We start from the raw sequence: 20,890 nt of genomic DNA, 5'->3' as shown, positions 1-20,890 counted from the left end.
AAATTGATACCATGAGGGGAAAAGTCGGTAAAAAACAATGACAGTACAGAAAAAAAATAAACTAGGGATTGGATGTTTAGGCATTTCTCTACTGATTTTAGTAGGGGGTGGATTAGGTTATTATTTTGGACGTAGAATGTTATTAGGGGAAGAATTAACACCCCTACGAGGGGCGCAAGTAATTCCCGCCGATGCCGTCGCCACAGGTTTTATCTCCACCGACATTAATGATTGGCAACAACTCGAGCAATTCGACACTTTTAATGCTCAACAAGTTATCGAAGAAACATGGCAACAATGGCAAGATGAATTAGCCCAAGGGGAAACCCCCATTAACTATCAAGAAGATATTGAGCCTTGGTTGGGGGGGTTGATGATAGCTTTTTTACCCAATGTAGAGGATATTTCTGAGCCTAATATTAGTGTAGTAGCAGGGATCAAAAATAAACTCAAAGCAAGGGATTTTCTCAACAAAATGAAAGATAATCCCGAAATGGAAATAACCGAAGGTGAATATCAGAATATCACTACCTATCAACTTACCACCCCAGACAATCCCCAAGGTATCTGGTTTACTTTTTTTGGTAGTCAATTGGTGATGGGTAATGGGGAAACCGTTATTCAACAAGTTATTGATACTTATCGGGGTGCCGAATCCGTTGCCCAAGTTAAACAAGCCAACGAAGCCACCAACCAAAAGTTAACCGAAAGTAATCCTTTATTTCAAGTTTATATCACTGACTATAGTTACTTTATTGATGATGTATTACTAGAATCTTTTGAATTACCAGAGTCTATAGAAATACCTGTGATTGAAACCACCGCCACTACCCTTAATATTCAAGATCATGGTCTTAATCTTAGCACCGTTGTTGGTTTATCCCAACCTTTACCTTCAGAAATAAATGTTACTACCACCCATGGATTAGTTAATAATATTTCCGATGAAGTTATTTTTATGGTTGATGGCATTGCCCTGAAAAATATTTGGCAACAGGTAGAATTAAATCGTCAATTAATTCCTGAATTAGATGAGGCTATTTCCCTTTTAGAATCTTTTACCCAAAATGCTTTAAATCTTAATTTACAAGATGATATTTTTGCTTGGTTAGATGGAGAATTTGCTTTCGGTTTATCTCTTAATGAAAATAATTCCTTCGCTGATACTGGTTTTAAGGGACTATTTTTAATGGAAACGGGCGATCGCACCTTAGGAGAAACCACCCTCAATAAACTAGAAGAAATAGCCAGTTTTGATCAATTTTTAACCATAGAAAAAGAAGAAAATAACGGCATTCCAACTACTAAATGGATTACCCCAGAAGGACAACTATTATCCTATGGTTGGTTTGAAAATAATAAACTATTCCTCAACTTAAGTCAAGAAGAAAATATCGATAATACCATTAATAATAACTCCCCCCTAACCAACAGCCAAAACTATACCCAAACTACCCAAACCCTTCCCCAAAATAACTTTGGCTACGTTTATTTTGATATAGAAAAAACCGTTAATATTCTCAACGAATTCGACCCCACACTTTTTGAAAATGCCCCCCCTGAAAGCCAACAAATTATTAACGCCCTCAAAGGAATCGCCATTACCAGCTCTAGTAATGACCCTAACACTAGCCAAATTGATATTAATATCTCTCTCCAGAAAAAATAAAAATTGAGGATTAGCAGATTTAATTAATAACTGATGTTAGGTACTCATATTTTTTTAGCAGGTGGCAGGTTAAAAATATGAATAGTTTTTATGAGGTTATTGGGAAAGTGAAAATAAGACCATTAATTAATGTAGAGTTGTTCTAAATTTTTGAACCTGATACCTAACACCTCAAACCAAGAACTAATTATCTTTTTTGCGTAGCATCAGTTAATAAGACATTAAAATAGTATCACTATTGCCCGTTCCCCGTTCCCTTCCTCAATTAAAAATCATACCTAAAATCAGCAACGCCATTTTCTAAATCAGATTTGGCATTATACTGTATCTATGGTTCATGAATTGTTGAACCATTCCCCGTTCCCCATTCCCCTTGATAAAATGTCCTTTGTTGGTTTACACATACACACCGACTATAGCTTATTAGACGGAGCATCCCAAATTCCATCCCTCGTTGAAAAAGCCGTAGAACTAGAAATGCCCGCGATCGCCATTACCGATCATGGAGTAATGTATGGAGCAATTCAACTAATCAAAAACTGCCTCAACAAACCCATAAAACCAATCATTGGTAACGAAATGTACGTCATCAACGGCGACATAACCCAGAAAAATCGAGGCATCAAAAAATATCATCAAATAGTCCTAGCCAAAAACAAACAAGGATATAAAAACCTCGTCAAACTAACCACCATTTCCCACCTACACGGGATGCAAGGTTCAGGTATCTTTTCCCGCCCCTGTATTAACAAAGAACTACTAGAGCAATACCACGAAGGTTTAATCTTGACAAGTGCCTGTTTAGGGGGCGAAATTCCCCAAGCCATCCTTAAAGGTGACTACCAAAGAGCCAGAGACGTAGCCAAATGGTATCAAAAAATATTTAAAGATGATTTTTACCTCGAAATTCAAGATCATGGCTCAAGACAAGATCGAATCGTTAACGTAGAATTAGCCAAAATCAGTCAAGAATTAAACATCAAAATCATCGCCACCAACGATTCTCATTTTCTCTCCTGCAACGACGTAGAAGCCCATGACGCTCTCCTATGTATTAACACCAAAAAAAGCATCGACGAAGAAAAAAGACTTCGTTATTCAGGCACAGAATACCTCAAATCCGAAGCCGAGATGAAACTACTATTTAGAGATCATCTCGAACCAGAAATCATAGACAGGGCGATCGCCACTACCCTCGAAATTGCCGACAAAATAAAACCTTATAACGTCCTTGGAGAACCAAGAATCCCCAACTTTGACATCCCCGCCGGACACACCCCAGAAAGCTACCTCGAAGCCGTCACCTGGGAAGGCTTAATGCAAAGATTCAACTGTAAGCAAAAAAGCGAGATCACCCCCGAATATAGACAAAGACTAGAATACGAACTACGGATGATGGAACAAATGGGCTTTTGCACCTACTTCCTCGTAGTTTGGGATTACATCAAATATGCCCGAGATAACCATATCCCCGTAGGCCCAGGCAGAGGTTCAGCCGCAGGATCATTAGTCGCCTACGCCCTTGGTATCACTAACATTGACCCCGTCCACCACGGACTACTATTCGAGCGCTTCTTAAACCCCGAACGTAAATCCATGCCCGACATTGATACCGACTTTTGTATCGATAAAAGAGATCAAATGATCAAATACGTCACCGCCAAATATGGAGAAGATAAAGTAGCCCAAATTATCACCTTTAACAGAATGACGTCCAAAGCCGTCTTAAAAGACGTTGCTCGGGTGTTAGATGTCCCCTACGCCGAAGCCGATGAAATGGCCAAAATGATTCCCGTAGCTAGGGGAAAACCTACCAAGTTAAAAGTCATGGTATCCGACGACAGCCCGACCCCCGAATTTAAACAAAGGTACGACAACGAACCACGGGTTAAAAAATGGTTAGATATGGCCATGCGCATCGAAGGAATGAATAAAACCTTTGGAGTTCATGCGGCGGGGGTAGTTATTTCCAGTGAGCCATTAGACGAAATAGTTCCCCTACAAAAAAATAACGAAGGCTCAGTCATTACCCAATATTTCATGGAAGACTTAGAGTCCTTAGGGCTTCTCAAAATGGACTTTTTGGGCTTAAGAAACCTAACCACCATCCAAAAAACAGCGGAGCTAATTAAACTTAATCGTAACATTGAAATCAACGTCGATGACTTACCCCTAGGGGAAAGAAAAGCCCTACAAATTTTGGCAAAGGGTACAAGTAAAAAGTTACCCCAAGATGTGGCACAAACCCATAATCTTTTGGAAAGGGGAGATTTACAGGGAATATTTCAATTAGAGTCCGATGGTATGAAACAAATTGTTAGGGATTTGAAACCCTCAGGCATTGAGGATATTTCCTCTATTTTGGCCCTCTATCGCCCTGGCCCCTTGGATGCTGGTTTAATCCCCATTTTTATTAATCGTAAACATGGTAGAGAGCCTATCACCTACGAACATGACTTGTTACAACCTATTCTCCGAGAAACCTATGCAGTATTGGTGTATCAAGAGCAAATTATGAAAATGGCTCAGGATTTGGCTGGTTATTCCCTCGGAGAAGCGGATTTATTGCGTCGTGCCATGGGTAAGAAAAAGGCGGCGGAGATGGCCAAGCACCAAGAAAAGTTTATCGATGGTTCAATGAAAAATGGGGTATCTAAGGAAATTGCTGAGAGTTTATTTGACCAGATGGTTAAGTTTGCGGAGTATTGCTTGAGTTATGATACGGAAATTTTGACCGTGGAATATGGGGTTTTGCCCATTAGTAAAATTGTTGAGGAACAAATTCAGTGTACGGTCTATAGTGTAGATCAAAACGGTTTTGTATATACTCAGGCGATCGCCCAGTGGCATGATAGGGGAGAGCAAGAGATATTTGAATATGAGTTGGAAAATGGTGCTATCATCAAAGCCACCAAGGATCATAAAATGATGACTTCTGACCATCAAATGTTACCCATTGACAAAATTTTTGAGCAAGGTTTAGACTTACTCATGGTTTCGGGCTAATTTTGGCTAAAATACTAGGGGTGCAGTTATTAGCAAACAAAAAAAACTAAATGATTAGAATTGGTAATGGTTATGATTTACATCGTCTAGTGGAAGGACGCAAGTTGATTCTCGGGGGTGTCGAAATTGAACATTCCCTCGGACTTTTAGGCCATAGTGATGCGGATGTTTTAACCCATTCTATTATGGATGCTTTATTGGGTGCATTAAGTTTGGGTGATATTGGTCATTATTTTCCTCCTACTGATCCTCAATGGGCTGGGGCAGATAGTATTAAGTTGTTAAAGGAGGTTTATCAGTTAGTTTTGCAACGGGGTTGGACGGTGGTTAACATGGATAATGTAATTGTTGCCGAACGTCCTAAGCTAAAAGCCCATTTACCTGCTATGATTGACAGTTTAGCACGGGCTATGAACATTAATTCAGACCAAATTAGTATTAAGGCTACCACTAATGAAAAGCTAGATGCCATTGGTAGGGAGGAGGCCATCTGTGCTTATACGGTTGTTTTATTAGAATCTGTTAGTTAATGATTAATTTTCTTCGGGGTGAGGTGGTTTCTATTCTCAGAAGCCATAATAAACGAATTATGCTGGTATTGGAGGTTAATAATATCGGTTATGAAATTCAAATTTTTTCCCGTTTTGCTAGGGAAATTGAGGCCAAGGAAATTAAAAGTTTACAGATTTTTACCCATTTACAGATTCGAGATGACCAACAAATTTTATATGGTTTTATGTCCACTGCCCAACGGGATTTATTTCGTCAATTGATAGGGGTTTCTGGTATTGGGGTTCAAAGTGCGATCGCCCTTATCGATACTTTAGGGTTAGAAGATTTAGTTCAAGCCATCGTTACAGGTAACATTAAAATGTTATCCAAAACCCCGGGGGTAGGACAAAAAACCGCCGAAAGAATCGCCCTAGAATTAAAAACAAAACTTTCCCAATGGCGCATTGAAGCAGGAATCAACGTCAATCAAGAAAGAGTTTCTCCCCCCGCCGACATCCTAGCTGACTTAGAAATGACTCTCCTAGCCCTAGGCTACACTAACGATGAAATTCAACAGGCTATTTCTGTCATTAGTCAAGATAATATCTTACTCAAAAATACCATGGTCGAGGAATGGATTAGAAGGGCAATTTCCCACCTATCCGCCGATATTAACTAAAACGGCGTTGGTGAATTAAAGTATGATTTCTTGTTGAGGAAGGGAACAGGGAACGGGGAATAGGGAACAGTTATAATATTTAGAAGTCTTAGTTTTTTGTGTAATTCAATAATGTTTCATACTCAAAATCAGCAATGCCACTAAAACAAAAAAATATTTCCCATTTATCCTAATTCCCATAAACCTCCTTCCATGCCTTCACAGTGCCTCCCCCAATCATCACATCCTGGGTGCGCTGGTTTTGCCATACCAAACGTATTCTCATATTACCCTCTGGGGCATTAGCGAGCGCACTGGCTAACTCATCAGAAACCACATCACCATCATACCTATACACTACCCCATCAATGGCAAATAAAATTTGCTCAGGACTATCACTCAGCCAATAACTACGATAAATCGGCTCTCTTTCCCAATATACCTCTTCCACATATTTATCTTTACGCCATACTTGCCTAGTGCGTCTAACATTACGATAAGAAACTATTTCTTGTTCTCTCTGAAAATAGCTAAGTTTAATATAATTCCTCGTCCAACTACTGACAGTGGCATGATTTGAGCCAAAATCCTTATCATACACAATCTTACCATCAAAGGGATCGTTAACAACCTCCGACCATGGCACTCTCGAATCTTGATTAACAGGGGAAGGAGTGATCTGAGCCTGAGCTGATATACTAGCTAAGTTAGTGAGAATCACAACTAAGGGCAATATTTTCTTGATCATAGTAACCTATTGATAAAAAGGAATTAAGCCTTCCCAAGAAGAAAAAACACGATTTAAACATTCTTGCTCATATTTTAGACGAGCTAAACTTAAAACACTATCACTATTTTCCCCTAAATTTTGTGGACTAACCACCACTAATAAATCTTCTCCATACTGTTTTTCATATTCTTTAATTATATTTTTCCAATCATCATTTTTATATATTTTATCTCCAACCACAACCGAGAAATTAGCCTTATTTTTTAACTTATAAATACCGCCAAAAACTTCCTCGTTATTAGCTCTCATTTGGACTAACATTATTTCTGCCCTATGCCTTTGCCCTTCTTGCCAAGCCAAAGATTTCAGGGTAGAAATTCCATAAACAGGGATATTTAACTGTTGAGCAATCGTCCTAGCCGTAACTACCCCAATCCTTGTACTTGTAAAACTACCAGGTCCTTTTGCTACTCCAATAAATTCAAAATCTTGCCATGTTAAAGGGTTAATAAAATCTGTTAATATTTGATGTAATTCTTTTCCTAAATTTCTACCTAAATTCCATATTTGAGACTTTTTGTGACCTTCCTTATCCACCAAAGTAATACCTAATTCTGGGCTGGTGGTGTGTAGGGCGATAGTTGCTTTCATTGCAAATTATTCTGGTAAGATAATATTTTCTTGCTCTAATTGTTGCATTTGTTGTTCAACAATTTCTAATCTTTTATTTAAGTTATCATTATTTTGTAATAGTACCTGATTATCATTTTGTAGTTTTTGATTTATTTGCTCTAACTCCCTGATTCTGTTATAAAAACTATGAGTCATATTTTCTTGATTAATAATTTTTTGAGATAAATCTTGGCTACGCCGAATACTCTCGTTATCTAATCTTCTCATTTGACTACGTAAATTACTTTCCATATTTTCGATTTTTTCATCGGTGTTGTTATTCAAAAAATCAAGGGAAATCCTATTCAGGGTAAATAATCCAATCATTGTGCCGATAGATAAAATACCCAATAACCCCAGACTTAAATTAATTAATTGTCTATTTTTGATAGATTGAGTTAATTTACCTAAAAGTTGTAAACTTTCCTCATCATCGGGTTTTATTTCTAAACATTGCTTGATTCTTTTCCTAATTCGTTGCTCATCTTCTGGATGATGATTTTCTCGCCAACGTCCAAAATATGACGAAATTAAACAATGAATCATACTTATATTATATGGGTCGAAAGCCAGTCCTTCTTCTAATTCCCCGATGGCATCATCCCAATGGCGTAAACTAATGTAACCCTTTGCCCTAGCGAAATTTGCTTGGGATTGGGTTTGGGCAAGGGAGATTTCTTCGGCGGTTATACCAACTTCTGAGACTATTTTTTCTAATTCTTGGGGGGAAGGGGTTTTGCGCCCCGACTGACATAATTCCGTGACTCGTTGGATATAGTTTTCGATGGTATTATCCGAGGCGATTTTTATATCTTCCATGGTGCTGATTAAGCTATTTTTTTGGGCTTAATTGTTGATTATAGTCAGAAATTATCTTTTCCTGTGGTTCAACCTCTATGGCTACCCTCATGAGAAGGGATGCTAATAAAATACTACTTAACACTGAGCTTCCGCCATAACTCAACATAGGAAACGGTACACCCGTGGTGGGTAAGCCTCCCACCGCTACTCCGATGTTAATGAGAGATTGTCCGATTAACATTACGATAACACCCAAGCCTACTAATTTATTGATGGGGTGACTAGATTTTAAGACTACAATCAAGCCCATGGTAGCATAGGTGGCTAAAAAAAGCATAAGGGCGATCGCCCCTATGAACCCAAACTCTTCCCCAAAAACAGCAAAAATAAAATCAGTATCTTGGAAAGGAAGATAAAACAATTTTTGTTGAGACATGCCAAAACCAACTCCCGACAATCGCCCAGAACCAATCGCAATAAGACTTTGAGCCAATTGATAACCACTTCCTTCAAGGTTTGACCAAGGATCTCGAAAAGATGCTATCCTGAGCATTTGATAAGGATTAAGAGCAATACTAATCAAAGCCATTACTAATCCTGATACAGCTACCCCAAAAAGTTGGATGACAGGCACACCACTTCCCACCGCTATTAACCAAAAAGTCATACCACATAAAGCCGTTGTACTTAAATTTGGTTGAATCAAAATAGCCACCAAACTCATGGCAAAAACAACCAACCAAACACCCTTAAAAGTCCATGTTTTATGATTCCACGTTGCAAAAACATAAGCCCCCTGTAACACTATCAAAGGCTTTAAAAGTTCAGAAGGTTGAATCTGTACAATCCCCAAATTTAACCATCTTTCAGCGCCATTAACCTCTTGCCCAAAACCTAAAATAGTAGCTAAAACTAAAACTAAAACACATCCATAAATATAAGGGGAATATTTTAAAATCTGTTTGAGGGGTATCCGATACACTACCTTACTCGCCATCAAGCCAATATAAATCCACACCACCTGTCGCAAGAAAATATACCACCCATTGCCATTCTCCGTCAGAGAATCAGGATAAGATGCCGAAAATAGAATAACCAGGCCCAGAGATAACCAAATAAAGGTTAACCACCTCACTAGCCTTGCCTCAAAACACCAATTTTCAACCTCATTATCATAAATAGGAATTAGATGATGAAACATACACCCACGACTTACAAAAAATAGTAGTACCAGTATATCTCACCACCACCAACAATGAACCACAGGCCCCATGTCAACAAATCCTCATCTTATTACAAAATAAAACAAAAAATAGCATTTATTGTAACGATTGATACAGAAAAAATGCAACTTATTTAAAAGATGCTAAATTGAATATAAGGAAAAAAATAGTTTCTCCGTAAAGGAACTATATGATCAGTGGTGTCAAAAACTCTTGAAAATGTGCAGATAAAACAACCCCAAGAGCCACAGTGAATGATTAATAAATAAATTTTTAGATAGATTGTAAGAGGTATCAATAAATGAAAATGTCCTATAGAGGAAATAAACATCAACCTAGCGAAACAGCCTTATTAGAAGTAAAAGAAGGAGATGTATTAGGAAAATATAGAGGGGTAGAATGTCATCGAAAATTACCTAGACATATTCCCCAACTACAACCTAAAATTTATTTAAAATATCGTGGCATCGCCTACAGTAGTAACCCTAACGCTCAACCCTACTTCATTCCCCATGACGCAAAAGCCCAACCAGAAGAAAATTTATCTACCCAAACCATTGTTAGCGAGGAAACAAAGTCTAACTTAGCCATCATCCATCAAGCCAATTTACGTCGTAATTTAGAGCGTCGTATGGAAGTTGCCCAAACTAATGAAAACTATCGTTTATTGGCAATGTTGAAAAAAGAAGCCGATGCCCTTGATGAAAAAAAAGGTATTAAGTGTTAATAAAATGTGTCCAAACAAGGATACAGAATAGAAAAAATGTAAGGTTAATTGAGAATAAATAATTAACCTTTTATAATCATTTTCCCATTAACCAAAAGCTGGTAAGCCCTTCACACCTCTAGGATTTGAGCCAAGGTTGGGTAATTTCTGCCAATTGTGCTATCTCATCGGTGGTTAAACTCCACCCCAAAGCCCCGGTGTTATCCTTGGCTTGTTTAGCGTTTTTCGCCCCGGGGATAGGTATTACATTTTCTTGCCCCATTAACCAGTTTAAAGATACTTGAGCAGGGGTTTTCTGATATTTTTCCCCGAGTTGTTTTAAAAGTTCGAGTACGGGGGTAATTTTGCTTAAACCACTTGCACTAAAACGGGAATCTAGTTTTCTTGCCCCTTCTGGATTGGGCGCGTTATCAAGGTTATATTTTCCCGTGAGTAACCCTTGGGCTAGGGGGCTATAGGCAAGAAGGGTTATCCCTAATTCTTGGGCAGTTTTAAGAATACCTTTTGATTCGATTTTGCGGGTAAGTAAAGAATATTTGACTTGATTTACTGCTAGGGGGATGTTTCTTTTGCCTAAAATTTCACTAGCTTTTTTCATTTCTTCGGCGGAATAGTTACTAACCCCGATCGCCCCTATCCTACCTTTTTCTACCTCATCTGCCAAGGCATTCATCAAGGTTTCCTGACCCATGAGCATAAAAGGCCAATGTACCTGATAAAGAGGAATATAGTCCATCTGAAGGTTTTTTAAACTTTGAGTGAGGGCATCGGCTACACAACCGCCAAATAAGCGCCAAGGAAAGGGAGCGTATTTAGTGGCAATGTCAATTTTTTGATCGGTTGCCTGACAAAATTCCCCTAAAAGTTGCTCTGATTTACCATTACCATACACTTCAGCCGTATCAAAAAAAGTTACACCCCCTGCCACCGTTGCTTTAAAGGCTTCCTCAATGTCATCTTTGCCATAGGTTTTGCCATAATCCCAGAAAAAAGAATCTCCCCAAGCCCATGTGCCTATACCGAGGGCTGATACTTCTATATCTGTATTTCCTAGCTTTTTGGTTAATGTAATGTTATCGGTAGTCATGGATAATTGGTAATATTAAGAATTATTGCGATATATCAAAAATTATAACAAAAGCCCATGAGATACCATGTAATCTATGACGGTAATTGCAATCTATGTACTAATTTGGTGCAATTATTAGAAAGTTTTGATCAAGGTCGGAATTTTGTATATACTCCCATGCAAGATGAGCAGGTTTTGCAATCGGTACAGGTGAATTCTTGTGATTGTGAGAAAGGAATGATTTTGATTGACACACAAAACAATCAACGGTGGCAAGGAAGTGATGCGGCCGAAGAAATTGCCCAAATTTTGCCCTATGGTGCTTGGTTTGTTAATATCTATCAAGGATTGCCTTTGGCTAAGGGTATGGGCGATCGCCTTTATGCCATGATTAGAGATAACCGTTATCAGCTATTCGGTAAAAGACTAGAAACCTACCGTTCTCAACATGGTGTGAAATAATGGAAAACTAACATAATCACCCCCCTGACATCATCCTGCCACCCGCTACCTGAAACCTGACACCTAATTGCCCATTCCCTTATCTAGTATTGCTTAGAGTCGGTAAAAAATGAAACAAAACTTAATAAAACTCCTAAGAAAGCCCAAAAAGATTTAATCTATATGGAATGAATTGATTAAAAAACAAAGTTTTAAAATAAAAAGAATCAATGACTATAAAAGCAAGTGGCGGTAGTTCCTTAGCGAAACCGCAATTATACCAAACTGTAGCTGTATCAACTATTATTCAAGCAGAACAGCAAGATCGCTTCCCCGATCAAAGAGAGTTAGGTGAATTAAAAACATACTTTGATTCTGGTTTAAGAAGATTGGCGATCGCCGAAACCATCACCAATAATTCAGACATAATCGTCTCCCGTGCTGCCAACCGTATCTTTACCGGTGGTTCTCCCATGGCTTTCTTTGAAAAGCCCCCTGTAGAAGCACCCTCAATGGTTTTGGCTGGGGTAGGTGGTGGTACAAGTGTACCTAGTGACATTAAAGCGGAACAAAATGCCACCGCAACCTTTACCGAAGAAAAATCGAAAACCAAAAAAGGTAATTTTTTCAGCGGTTTATTCTCCTCCTTTAGTGCAGGACCTAGCATTGGAGCAATTCCCGTAGGTTTTAGACCCATTAACGTATCCCGTTATGGTCCTAGCAACATGACCAAATCCTTAAGGGATATGTCTTGGTTCTTGCGCTATGTCAGCTATGCGATCGTATCAGGAGATCCTAACATTCTGGTAGTCAACACCAGAGGATTAAGGGAAGTTTTAGAAAGAGCCTGTTCCATCGATGCCACCGTAGTAGCATTATTGGATATGAAAGCCTCTTGTCTAGGCTACTTCCAAAACGACGTAGAAGCCAAAGAAATTATTGCTCAATACTTTGACATTTTACTAGCCGAGCTACAAGCCCCCACCCCTGCCAATAAACTACGTCAAAGACCTTCTAAGGACTTACAAGGTTTAGAACTACCTCAAAGCTACTTCAATGCTTCTGAGCGTCGTCCTAAATTTGTGATGAAGCCAGGTTTATCTACCACCGAGAAAAACAACGTAGTTAAAGCCGCTTATCGTCAAGTATTCGAGCGTGACATCACCAAAGCCTATTCTCAATCCATTTCTTACCTTGAGTCTCAGGTTAAAAACGGCGACATTTCCATGAAAGAATTTGTCCGTCGCCTTGCCAAATCTCCTTTATATCGTAAGCAATTCTTTGAGCCTTTTATCAACTCCCGGGCCTTAGAACTTGCTTTCCGTCATATCTTAGGACGTGGCCCTTCTTCCCGTGAAGAAGTTCAACAATACTTCTCCATTGTTTCTAGTGGTGGTTTAGGGGCGCTGGTTGATGCCTTAGTAGATTCCCAAGAATATGCCGACTACTTCGGAGAAGAAACCGTACCTTACCTCAGAGGTTTAGGGGTAGAAGCCCAAGAATGTCGTAACTGGGGTATGCAACAGGATCTATTCAACTACAGCGCACCTTTCCGCAAAGTACCTCAATTTGTGACTACCTTTGCAAAATACGATCGCCCCTTACCCGATCAACATGTTTACGGTTCTGGCAACGATCCCCTTGAAATCCAATTCGGAGCGATTTTCCCCAAAGAAACCCGTAATCCTAGCAGCGCCCCTGCACCATTTAGCAAAGATACCAAACGTATCTTAATCCACCGTGGCCCGGGTATCAACAACCAAAACAGCAACCCCCGCGCCCGTGGAGAATTCCCCGGCACCCTAGGGCCTAAAGTAGTTCGTCTCAACAACGAATTACCCGGAGCTAGTAACGGTTTAGGAGTTAAATTTGGTGAAAGTTCTACCCAAGCGGTAATCAACGCCACCTATCGCCAAGTATTTGGTCGTGATGTCTATGAAGGACAAAGATTAAAAGTAGCTGAAATCAAGCTCGAAAACGGTGAAATCTCCCTCAGAGACTTTATCCGTATGTTAGCCAAATCCGAGCTATTCCTCAAAACCTACTGGACTCCTTTCTATGTGTGCAAGGCGATCGAATACATCCACCGTCGTTTGTTAGGTCGTCCTACCTATGGACGTAGTGAGATGAACTCCTACTTCGACTTAGCATCCAAAAAAGGTTTCTACGCCCTCGTAGATGCCATGATGGATAGCAAAGAATACAGCGAAGCCTTTGGCGAAGATACCGTTCCCTACGAACGTTATTTAACCCCCGCAGGATTACAAATGCGTAACGCCAGAGTCGGTACAATTCGTGAAGATGTTGGTCAAAGAGTTGACAAGGAAACTACCCCCAGATTTATTGAACTCGGACAGGTTAACGATATGCGTACCGAACCCGACGTTAAATCCCGTGTTAACCAAGGTGTTACTGTCCAACGTCAACAAACCAAGGTATTTAAACTTACCAACAACGTTGACAAAGTAGCCCTCAAAAATGCTATCCGTGCCGCCTATCGTCAAGTTTTTGAACGTGACGTTGAACCTTACGTAGTAAATGCGAACTTTACCAACCTAGAAAGTAAACTCGGCAATGGTGAAATCAGCGTTAAAGAATTTATAGAAGCCTTAGGTTGTTCCGATTTATACCTCAAGGAATTTTATACCCCCTTCCCCAATACTAAAGTAATTGAATTGGGTACTAAACATTTCTTAGGTCGTGCGCCCATGAATCAAAAAGAGATTCAGCACTACAACCGCATCTTGGCAAGTCAAGGTATTCGTGCCTTTATCACTGCTTTAGTCGGTAGTATGGAATATTCTCAGGTGTTTGGTGAAGATACCGTGCCTTATCGTCGTTATCCCACCTTACCCGCAGCCAATTTCCCCAACACTGAAAGACTTTATAATAAGTTAACTAAACAAGATAACGAAGTTGTTGTACCTAGTTTTGCCCCTGCCACTGGTACAGCTGCATCAATTAAATAAATTTTAATTGGTTTCGTAAGTAAATTCTAGGGTGGGCCTTGCCCACCTTTTTTTGTGCGGTAATTTGATTACTTATAAATTAGAGTGAGGTTTCAAGTGACAGGTTAGATTTTATTAATTATTTATTATCAATACTTACACGGTGGATAATAGTAATGGTGGGGCAACTGAGATACGATTTATTTATAAAGAATTTTCCGAACTTGATATAACTCATCTAATTGAGAAGAATCACGGTTATTATTTTCCGATTGACTGTTTATTATCGCCACAGTAAAAGAGACAAACAACACAAAGATGATCATAATATACCAACCATACCGAAAATTTTTCTTATAGGATGTACGGGAAATAAATTGGTTTTTATTATTACCAGAAAACCCATGGCGAAGTCGGGAAGAATATCCGTACTTTTTACCCTTACGAATGGTCATATTATTTTCATAATCATTGGAAAAAGAAACATTTTCTAATCTAATCTTAAGATTTTCAGCCGTTGATAAATCAGCATTAGCACGTAATTGCAAACCTAACTTTTCCAACACGGCGGCACGATAATAATAAGCATTTAAAAAATTAGAATTGAGCTTAATTGCCTGATTAAAATATAGTATTGCATCTTCCCAGTTTTCTGCTTCTGCCTCGAGCGCCCCTAAATTGTAATACAAATTTGCGTTGACTTCTTGATTATTTATATCCCATTGAAGAACTATGTTTGATTTTTCTAAATTATTATCTTCTACATATGACTTAATTTGATGATAAGCATTAGTGATAATTTGAAATTTTTCCTCAGCTTCTTTTTGTTTTTGAATATTTTGATTAACTAAATCGGGATGATATTTTTTCGCTAACTTGCGATATGCTCGTTTAATTTCATTAATATCAGCATTTATATCTATGCCCAAAATTTCGTAATATTGATTTATGGATTCCATGGATATTTAACTATTAATATCAATAAACTTGACATTATTATCTTTTTTTTATAAACTTAACATTACATAATAAAAACCTGCTGAACTAGATAATATTTGTTGTAAATGATCAAATGATCATTATTTTTAGCAAGAAAAATATACGAATATTATATTATGTTAAATAAGTTAATTTGATTATACTAGCTATTTTATATTAAGGTAACAATTAAAAATACTCACATAAATAGTAGATAACCTAGCATTATTTATTTTAATTTCATTGATTATTACTTTTTAAAATTAACTTTAATACTAATATTCTAAATATATTTTTATGGATACTTTGATTTAGTTACTCATTAATCATAATTATCCAACATTCATTTAATATAATCATTTTTAGCACATATAGTCGTATTACTTGTGTCGTTGATTACAGATCGAATCAGAAAAAAAATATTTAAATATTTGTATAATAATTAGCCATTACTATATTTTAGAAAAATTTCCAGAATGGTCAACATTGGCTAGAATAAACATTCAGTGACTATCGTATCAACTATTAAGGGAGGAACTAGGTGAGTGATAATATAACCATCAATAAACAAGATTCTCGCCATGAATTGAGAGAATTACTCAACTCGCAACTGCGATTGATGTTAGATGCAAATAATCTCGAAGGGGCAAAATCATTATTATTACCAGTGCAACCAGTAGATATTGCCGAAGCCATCGGCGATTTACCCGAAACTCAAAAACTAATTGCTTTTCGACTACTGAATAAAACTGAAGCCATTGATGTTTACGAACACCTAGACTATAATAGCCAACAATCTTTGATTCAAGAATTTAAACGTCAGGAAGTCTTGGATATTGTTGATAAAATGTCTCCTGATGATAGGGCAAAACTTTTTGATGAATTACCCGCTGCGGTGGTTAGTCGTATTTTAGAGCAACTTAGCCCAGAGGAAAGACAAGCCACAAATCTACTTCTTGGATATGGGGAAGATACCGCAGGGCGGATGATGACGCCCGAATATATTGCTTTGAAGGAAAATTTAACCGTAGGACAAACCCTCGAAAAAATTCGCTCGGAGGCAAGGGCTTCGGAATTAATATATTATATGTATGTTACCGATGCTTCTCGCCATCTTTTGGGCATTGTTTCTTTGCGGGATTTGGTTGTTAGTTCTCCTGATGATACCCTTGATAAGGTATTGACTAAAGAGATTGTTTATGTTAACACCGATATGGATCAAGAGGAAGTGGCCAGATTGATTCAAAGGTATGATTTTTTGGCAGTGCCTGTGGTGGATAAGGAATTACGCTTGGTGGGTATTGTGACGGTGGATGATGTTATTGATATTATCGAGAAGGAAGCGACGGAGGATATTTACGCCCTTGGGGCGGTGCAGTCGGATGGAGATAATAGTTATTTTAAAACTAATTTGTTTGTAGTGGCGAGGAGAAGGGTAGTTTGGTTGTTGGTATTACTTTTGACTAATACGGTAACAGGGGGCATCATTGGGGCGCAGGAGGATATATTAGCAAGGGTAACGGTGTTAGCGGCTTTTATTCCGCTTTTAATTGGCACGGGGGGTAATATTGGTACTCAATCTTCTACGGTGGTAATTAGGGGTTTAAGCACTGATAAAGTTAATGATTATGGACCTAAAAAAATTATTTTTCGTGAGGCGATCGCTGGTTTAATATTAGGTTTAATATTAGGTTTATTGGCTACAGTTTGGGCTTATTTTTTACCTCAAACAAATCAGGATTTAATGGTATGTATTACGGTAGGATTTAGTTTAGTTGCGATCGCCGTTTTAGCTTCAGTGGCAGGTTCGGCATTACCATTTTTATTTCGCTCTTTAGGATTAGATCCTGCGTTGATGTCTGCCCCTTTTATCACTACAGCGGTGGATGTTTTAGGGGTTTTAATTTATTTTAGTATCGCCCGTGTTTTATTACCATTTTAGGAGAAGGCAATGATTTTTAAGAGTTTGACTTGGTGGGAAATTGGGGAATATATTACCACCTTTGTTTTATTAATTTTACTCCTTGTAAATAATCCTTGGTCAGACAATTTTTGGGTAGTTTTTGTCGTTGCAATAGTTTTAATTTTAAATATCATTAATCGTAAGTCTTTAGAATATAGAAATAAGCAAAGAATCGCAGCGGCTCTTAATATTCAATTAAAAAAATTCTCAGAAAAATTATTAGAAGTTAATAGCAGAATAGATATATTAATTAATAATAATTCCTTGAACCAGCGCACCTTATCCAGTGGCAAAATGGGTTTATCTGAAAATGAAATCATTGCTTGTTTACAAAAAGACGTTGAAAGCATCAATCAGTCGGTAAGTAGTATGATTGATTATATAAATGGCAATAATTTATTAGACAGAATCTCGGTAATTGAACAAAAGTTACCTTATATTGACTCCTCAAATTATAGTAATAGTTCCGATAACGATGATACTATTAAATTACCAAAACCTGAAATAATTAAGCAAAAATTACCAGAATATAACTACGATTCTCCCCCTAAAATTGCTTGGAAATGTATTCATGTTATTGAAGCTCATAATCAATCGGTAACGGATATGAGTATTACCATGGATAAACAATATTTAGTCAGTGTTTCTTGGGATCAATATTTAAAATTATGGTCCTTAGAAGATGGTTTAGAAATAGATGCCATACAAGGCTCAGAGCAAGGACTAGTTACCGTTGCTACCCATTTAAATAATTATTTAGATCATGGTATTGCCACGGGAAGTTTAGATCAAGATGTTAAAATTTGGTCCTTAGAAAAAAAGGGTAAAAAATCCTTAAAATTTAAATTAGAACATATTTTAAGTGAACATACTGGTTCAATTCATGGTTTAGAAATTGCTCCAGAAAATAACTTTTTAATTAGTGGTAGTTATGATCAAACTTTAAAAAAATGGGATTTAATAGAAGGTACTTTAATTGATACTTGTTATGATGATAGTGGGGCAATAAATGCGATCGCCCTTAATGATGAAATAGGCATTATGGTAAGTGGAGGAGGAGATGGCACCATTTCAGTTTGGGAAATAAATAGTAACCGTAAATTAGCCCTGCTAGTAGATAATCTCATCTCCTTAGAATCCATTTCCATTAGTGCCTCAGGGGAATATGTAGCCGCAGGTTGTGCCAACGGAGATATTAAAATTTGGTACTTACCACCCTCCATTTTTACTCTTTTCCAAGAAGTATCCCCCACCCTTCAACTCCAAGGGCATCATGGACAAATAATGGATATAGCATTTCATCCCGATGATCAATTACTATATACCGTGGGGGTAGATGGTTTCCTCAAAATTTGGTATTGTGCCACAGGTAAAGAATTAGGACATCTTAAAATTAGTGAAGATAATCGTATTTTTTCCCTAACCCTTTCCCATGATGGAGAAATCCTCGCCGCCGGAGGCATTGACGGCATCATAAAAATTTGGCAACAAACCAAAACAACCATTAATTAATCAAAGATAAGAAAGTAGCCTACTACCAAACATCGATTGAGATATAATATTTTAAGTTTTACGGTGTAGAGAAAATAAATATGAAAATTATCGATGGTAAAGGTCGTTTATTTGGTAAATTAAACATTCTTGACTTAGGGGCGATCGCCGTCATACTATTAGTAATAATTGGCATATTCATTGTACCAGGTGCCACAGGCTCTCTTGCCCAAGTGACAGGAGGCAATAGCAGTAGTGAGAAAGTACAAGTCAGCCTTATTGTCAGAGGATTAAACACCAGAAATTCAGACGAAACCATCGCCGAATTAAATGATAACACCGAAGTAAACGTCATCGTCAGAAACGAACCAGCAGGAAAACTACTCATTGAATCAGCCCAAGAATTACCCAATTACGTCGCAGCTACCCAGCCTGATGGTAGCGTAATTGCACAACTAGATCCACGCCCCATAGTAAAAAATAGCGTTGATATGATTTTAACCATGACAGGTAACGGGCAAACCACCAACGATGGCTATGTTATCGCCAACCAAAAAGTTAAAATCGGCACAGTCTTAGAATTAGATAACCCCCGCTACAACTTCCGAGGCACAGTAATTGATGTTATCAGCGCCCCTTAACACCCCATAAATAATAGTCCATTTCAGGTTATTTTTTTGATAACTCATGATTCAAACTGAATGTTAATAACCAATATCAAATCTTTCTTAAACAATGGACAATTAATAAACCATAACCTGCAACCAGTCACCTAAAACCTAACCAATATTTACATTATCCCCAATCGGGGTTAAAACAAGATTTAGTACAACTTCTAATCCTAATAAACATTATTTGAAATCAATTGTAAAGAATAATTACAAAAGCTCAAACATTGACAAATCGTCTTTTGACATTAAAAGTTAGAGTAATCAAAAATAGGGAAAGAAACAAAAAACCGTAAGAAAAATGAAAAAAATTTTTACCCTAATTTTACTATTAATAACCTTCATTAGCTTTTCCTTGCCCTCCCCCGCCCTAGCAGGAGATATTAGCAAAGGGGCAACCATTTTTAGTGCCAACTGTGCATCTTGTCATATGGGTGGTAGAAACGTAGTCAACCCAGCCAAAACCCTGCAAAAATCAGACTTAGAAAAATATGATATGTATTCCCTCGAAAAAATTATCAATCAGGTAAACAAAGGAAAAGCAGCTATGCCATCATTCCTAGGGCGTTTAGATAATCAACAAATTGAAGACGTAGCCAGTTACGTCTTATCCCAAGCCGAAAAAGGTTGGAATTAAACACCATTTTGCCTACTAGGTTGGGTGGAGGAAACAAAACCCAACACCACAAAAAAAGTGTTTCCCCCATAGGTTGAACAAAAAATCACCTATACTAAATACATGGCAAGTAACCCAAAAAACCCTCACCATGTATCAAGAAGAATCCCTGATTAGGAGAAAACCAAAAGCCCCCCCCGAAAGACGAGCATACGCTTTTTTGGTCGATTTTGTCTTAGTATGGTTAATATCTTCCCTTGTTACCAATGTGTTTGCCGAATTTCTTGTTTTTGTGCTGTTATGGTTAGTCTTAAGGGTGATTGTAGTAGATAAAAATCAGGGGCAAAGTCTAGGAAAATGGGCCTTTGATTTAAAAGTAATTGATGCGGAATTAAAACGTCGTCCATCCCTTGCCAATCTCACCAAAAGAGAAATTATCATCAGCATAATAGCATTTCTAGCCATGATAGGGCTAAAGATTAATTTTCGTAACTTTATCTCCCTATTGCTATTTTTAACCCCCATCATGATTGATGGTTTTACAGCCCTTACCGATGAAGATTACAATCAAGCATTTCACGATCGCACCTCAAAAACAATTATAGTACAAACAAAAAGAGGATTTTCCCTCGATTTACGTATCAAAAAATGGCTTAAAGAAACGCAAAAAGCATGGGATAAAAATAGAAAAAAAGTGAGATAAAACGGTACAATCATAAAGTTGACATCGTACCAAGA

General features: G+C 37.8%; 17 protein-coding genes and 1 pseudogene. 12 read left to right on the top strand and 6 right to left on the bottom strand.

The genetic code is table 11. The features are described 5' to 3' along the window. Positions 1-37: 37 nt before the first annotated feature. From IQ215_RS05765 to ruvA, 4 genes are all read left to right on the top strand, one after another. Positions 38-1,669: a DUF3352 domain-containing protein gene (locus IQ215_RS05765; protein WP_193800361.1), complete on the top strand. Its 1,632-nt coding sequence runs from the start codon at positions 38-40 to the stop codon at positions 1,667-1,669. Between the two features lie 381 nt (positions 1,670-2,050). Then, a complete protein-coding gene (locus IQ215_RS05760; RefSeq protein ID WP_193800410.1) occupies positions 2,051-4,675 on the top strand; it encodes a DNA polymerase III subunit alpha in 2,625 nt (874 codons plus the stop codon). A gap of 50 nt (positions 4,676-4,725) precedes the next feature. Continuing rightward, the gene (gene ispF / locus IQ215_RS05755; protein WP_193800360.1) at positions 4,726-5,205 is read left to right on the top strand and encodes a 2-C-methyl-D-erythritol 2,4-cyclodiphosphate synthase; all 480 of its coding nucleotides are present in this window, start codon (positions 4,726-4,728) and stop codon (positions 5,203-5,205) included. Further along, positions 5,205-5,846 (top strand): Holliday junction branch migration protein RuvA, encoded by a 642-nt coding sequence (gene ruvA / locus IQ215_RS05750; protein WP_193800359.1) that lies wholly within the window; start codon positions 5,205-5,207, stop codon positions 5,844-5,846. The genes ispF and ruvA overlap by 1 nt, the downstream gene beginning before the upstream one ends. Positions 5,847-6,015: 169 nt before the next feature. Here the strand turns inward: ruvA and IQ215_RS05745 are convergent, their stop codons facing one another. From IQ215_RS05745 to IQ215_RS05730, 4 genes are read right to left on the bottom strand one after another with little or no spacing between them, the layout of a single operon-like run. Beyond that, positions 6,016-6,573: a hypothetical protein gene (locus tag IQ215_RS05745; protein WP_193800358.1), complete on the bottom strand. Its 558-nt coding sequence runs from the start codon at positions 6,571-6,573 to the stop codon at positions 6,016-6,018. 6 nt (positions 6,574-6,579) lie between these two features. Further along, positions 6,580-7,206 carry a tRNA (adenosine(37)-N6)-threonylcarbamoyltransferase complex dimerization subunit type 1 TsaB gene (gene tsaB / locus IQ215_RS05740; protein ID WP_193800357.1) on the bottom strand — a complete coding sequence of 209 codons (627 nt, stop codon included), beginning with the start codon at positions 7,204-7,206 and terminating at the stop codon, positions 6,580-6,582. A 6-nt stretch (positions 7,207-7,212) separates the two neighbouring features. Beyond that, a complete protein-coding gene (locus IQ215_RS05735) occupies positions 7,213-8,046 on the bottom strand; it encodes a hypothetical protein (protein ID WP_193800356.1) in 834 nt (277 codons plus the stop codon). Positions 8,047-8,059: 13 nt separating this feature from the next. Continuing rightward, entirely contained in the window at positions 8,060-9,229 is a 1,170-nt protein-coding gene (locus IQ215_RS05730; RefSeq protein WP_193800355.1) for an FtsW/RodA/SpoVE family cell cycle protein, read from the bottom strand. A gap of 323 nt (positions 9,230-9,552) precedes the next feature. Here IQ215_RS05730 and IQ215_RS05725 point away from each other — a divergent pair, with 323 nt between their 5' ends. After that, complete coding sequence (locus IQ215_RS05725; protein ID WP_193800354.1) at positions 9,553-9,978, top strand: DUF4278 domain-containing protein; 426 nt, start codon at positions 9,553-9,555, stop codon at positions 9,976-9,978. A 118-nt stretch (positions 9,979-10,096) separates the two neighbouring features. Here IQ215_RS05725 and IQ215_RS05720 read toward each other — a convergent pair whose 3' ends face one another. Further along, the gene (locus IQ215_RS05720; protein WP_193800353.1) at positions 10,097-11,065 is read right to left on the bottom strand and encodes an aldo/keto reductase; all 969 of its coding nucleotides are present in this window, start codon (positions 11,063-11,065) and stop codon (positions 10,097-10,099) included. A gap of 57 nt (positions 11,066-11,122) precedes the next feature. On the opposite strand from IQ215_RS05720, the gene IQ215_RS05715 reads away from it, so the two are divergent. Together IQ215_RS05715 and IQ215_RS05710 are read left to right on the top strand one after the other, a co-directional pair. Further along, on the top strand, positions 11,123-11,509 hold the full coding sequence (locus IQ215_RS05715) for a thiol-disulfide oxidoreductase DCC family protein (protein ID WP_193800352.1): 387 nt from the start codon (positions 11,123-11,125) through the stop codon (positions 11,507-11,509). Between the two features lie 209 nt (positions 11,510-11,718). Continuing rightward, complete coding sequence (locus tag IQ215_RS05710; RefSeq protein WP_193800351.1) at positions 11,719-14,457, top strand: phycobilisome rod-core linker polypeptide; 2,739 nt, start codon at positions 11,719-11,721, stop codon at positions 14,455-14,457. 761 nt (positions 14,458-15,218) lie between these two features. On the opposite strand, the pseudogene IQ215_RS14365 reads toward IQ215_RS05710, so the two are convergent. Next, a pseudogene (locus tag IQ215_RS14365) lies at positions 15,219-15,395 on the bottom strand (DnaJ domain-containing protein); the annotation flags it as partial. A 560-nt stretch (positions 15,396-15,955) separates the two neighbouring features. On the opposite strand from IQ215_RS14365, the gene mgtE reads away from it, so the two are divergent. The 5 genes from mgtE to IQ215_RS05680 all read left to right on the top strand — a co-directional run bounded on the left by mgtE (position 15,956) and on the right by IQ215_RS05680 (position 20,855). Further along, positions 15,956-17,356: a magnesium transporter gene (gene mgtE / locus IQ215_RS05700; RefSeq protein WP_193800349.1), complete on the top strand. Its 1,401-nt coding sequence runs from the start codon at positions 15,956-15,958 to the stop codon at positions 17,354-17,356. 9 nt (positions 17,357-17,365) lie between these two features. Beyond that, positions 17,366-18,889 carry a WD40 repeat domain-containing protein gene (locus IQ215_RS05695; protein ID WP_193800348.1) on the top strand — a complete coding sequence of 508 codons (1,524 nt, stop codon included), beginning with the start codon at positions 17,366-17,368 and terminating at the stop codon, positions 18,887-18,889. 80 nt (positions 18,890-18,969) lie between these two features. Beyond that, a complete protein-coding gene (locus IQ215_RS05690; RefSeq protein WP_193800347.1) occupies positions 18,970-19,509 on the top strand; it encodes a DUF4330 domain-containing protein in 540 nt (179 codons plus the stop codon). Between the two features lie 328 nt (positions 19,510-19,837). Then, a complete protein-coding gene (gene petJ, locus IQ215_RS05685; protein WP_193800346.1) occupies positions 19,838-20,173 on the top strand; it encodes a cytochrome c6 PetJ in 336 nt (111 codons plus the stop codon). A gap of 73 nt (positions 20,174-20,246) precedes the next feature. Further along, on the top strand, positions 20,247-20,855 hold the full coding sequence (locus IQ215_RS05680; protein WP_431355522.1) for an RDD family protein: 609 nt from the start codon (positions 20,247-20,249) through the stop codon (positions 20,853-20,855). Positions 20,856-20,890: the final 35 nt, after the last annotated feature.

The organism is Cyanobacterium stanieri LEGE 03274, assembly GCF_015207825.1.
Lineage (GTDB): Bacteria > Cyanobacteriota > Cyanobacteriia > Cyanobacteriales > Cyanobacteriaceae > Cyanobacterium > Cyanobacterium stanieri_B.
This window is presented reverse-complemented; position numbering and strand designations above follow the sequence as displayed.

What these genes read in the sequence shown, in the direction of transcription:
- IQ215_RS05765 (WP_193800361.1), top strand. Translation starts at nt 38, where the DNA reads ATGACAGTACAGAAAAAAAATAAACTAGGGATTGGATGTTTAGGCATT.
- IQ215_RS05760 (WP_193800410.1), top strand. Translation starts at nt 2,051, where the DNA reads ATGTCCTTTGTTGGTTTACACATACACACCGACTATAGCTTATTAGAC.
- ispF (WP_193800360.1), top strand. Translation starts at nt 4,726, where the DNA reads ATGATTAGAATTGGTAATGGTTATGATTTACATCGTCTAGTGGAAGGA.
- ruvA (WP_193800359.1), top strand. Translation starts at nt 5,205, where the DNA reads ATGATTAATTTTCTTCGGGGTGAGGTGGTTTCTATTCTCAGAAGCCAT.
- IQ215_RS05745 (WP_193800358.1), bottom strand. Translation starts at nt 6,573, where the DNA reads ATGATCAAGAAAATATTGCCCTTAGTTGTGATTCTCACTAACTTAGCT.
- tsaB (WP_193800357.1), bottom strand. Translation starts at nt 7,206, where the DNA reads ATGAAAGCAACTATCGCCCTACACACCACCAGCCCAGAATTAGGTATT.
- IQ215_RS05735 (WP_193800356.1), bottom strand. Translation starts at nt 8,046, where the DNA reads ATGGAAGATATAAAAATCGCCTCGGATAATACCATCGAAAACTATATC.
- IQ215_RS05730 (WP_193800355.1), bottom strand. Translation starts at nt 9,229, where the DNA reads ATGTTTCATCATCTAATTCCTATTTATGATAATGAGGTTGAAAATTGG.
- IQ215_RS05725 (WP_193800354.1), top strand. Translation starts at nt 9,553, where the DNA reads ATGAAAATGTCCTATAGAGGAAATAAACATCAACCTAGCGAAACAGCC.
- IQ215_RS05720 (WP_193800353.1), bottom strand. Translation starts at nt 11,065, where the DNA reads ATGACTACCGATAACATTACATTAACCAAAAAGCTAGGAAATACAGAT.
- IQ215_RS05715 (WP_193800352.1), top strand. Translation starts at nt 11,123, where the DNA reads ATGAGATACCATGTAATCTATGACGGTAATTGCAATCTATGTACTAAT.
- IQ215_RS05710 (WP_193800351.1), top strand. Translation starts at nt 11,719, where the DNA reads ATGACTATAAAAGCAAGTGGCGGTAGTTCCTTAGCGAAACCGCAATTA.
- IQ215_RS05695 (WP_193800348.1), top strand. Translation starts at nt 17,366, where the DNA reads ATGATTTTTAAGAGTTTGACTTGGTGGGAAATTGGGGAATATATTACC.
- IQ215_RS05690 (WP_193800347.1), top strand. Translation starts at nt 18,970, where the DNA reads ATGAAAATTATCGATGGTAAAGGTCGTTTATTTGGTAAATTAAACATT.
- petJ (WP_193800346.1), top strand. Translation starts at nt 19,838, where the DNA reads ATGAAAAAAATTTTTACCCTAATTTTACTATTAATAACCTTCATTAGC.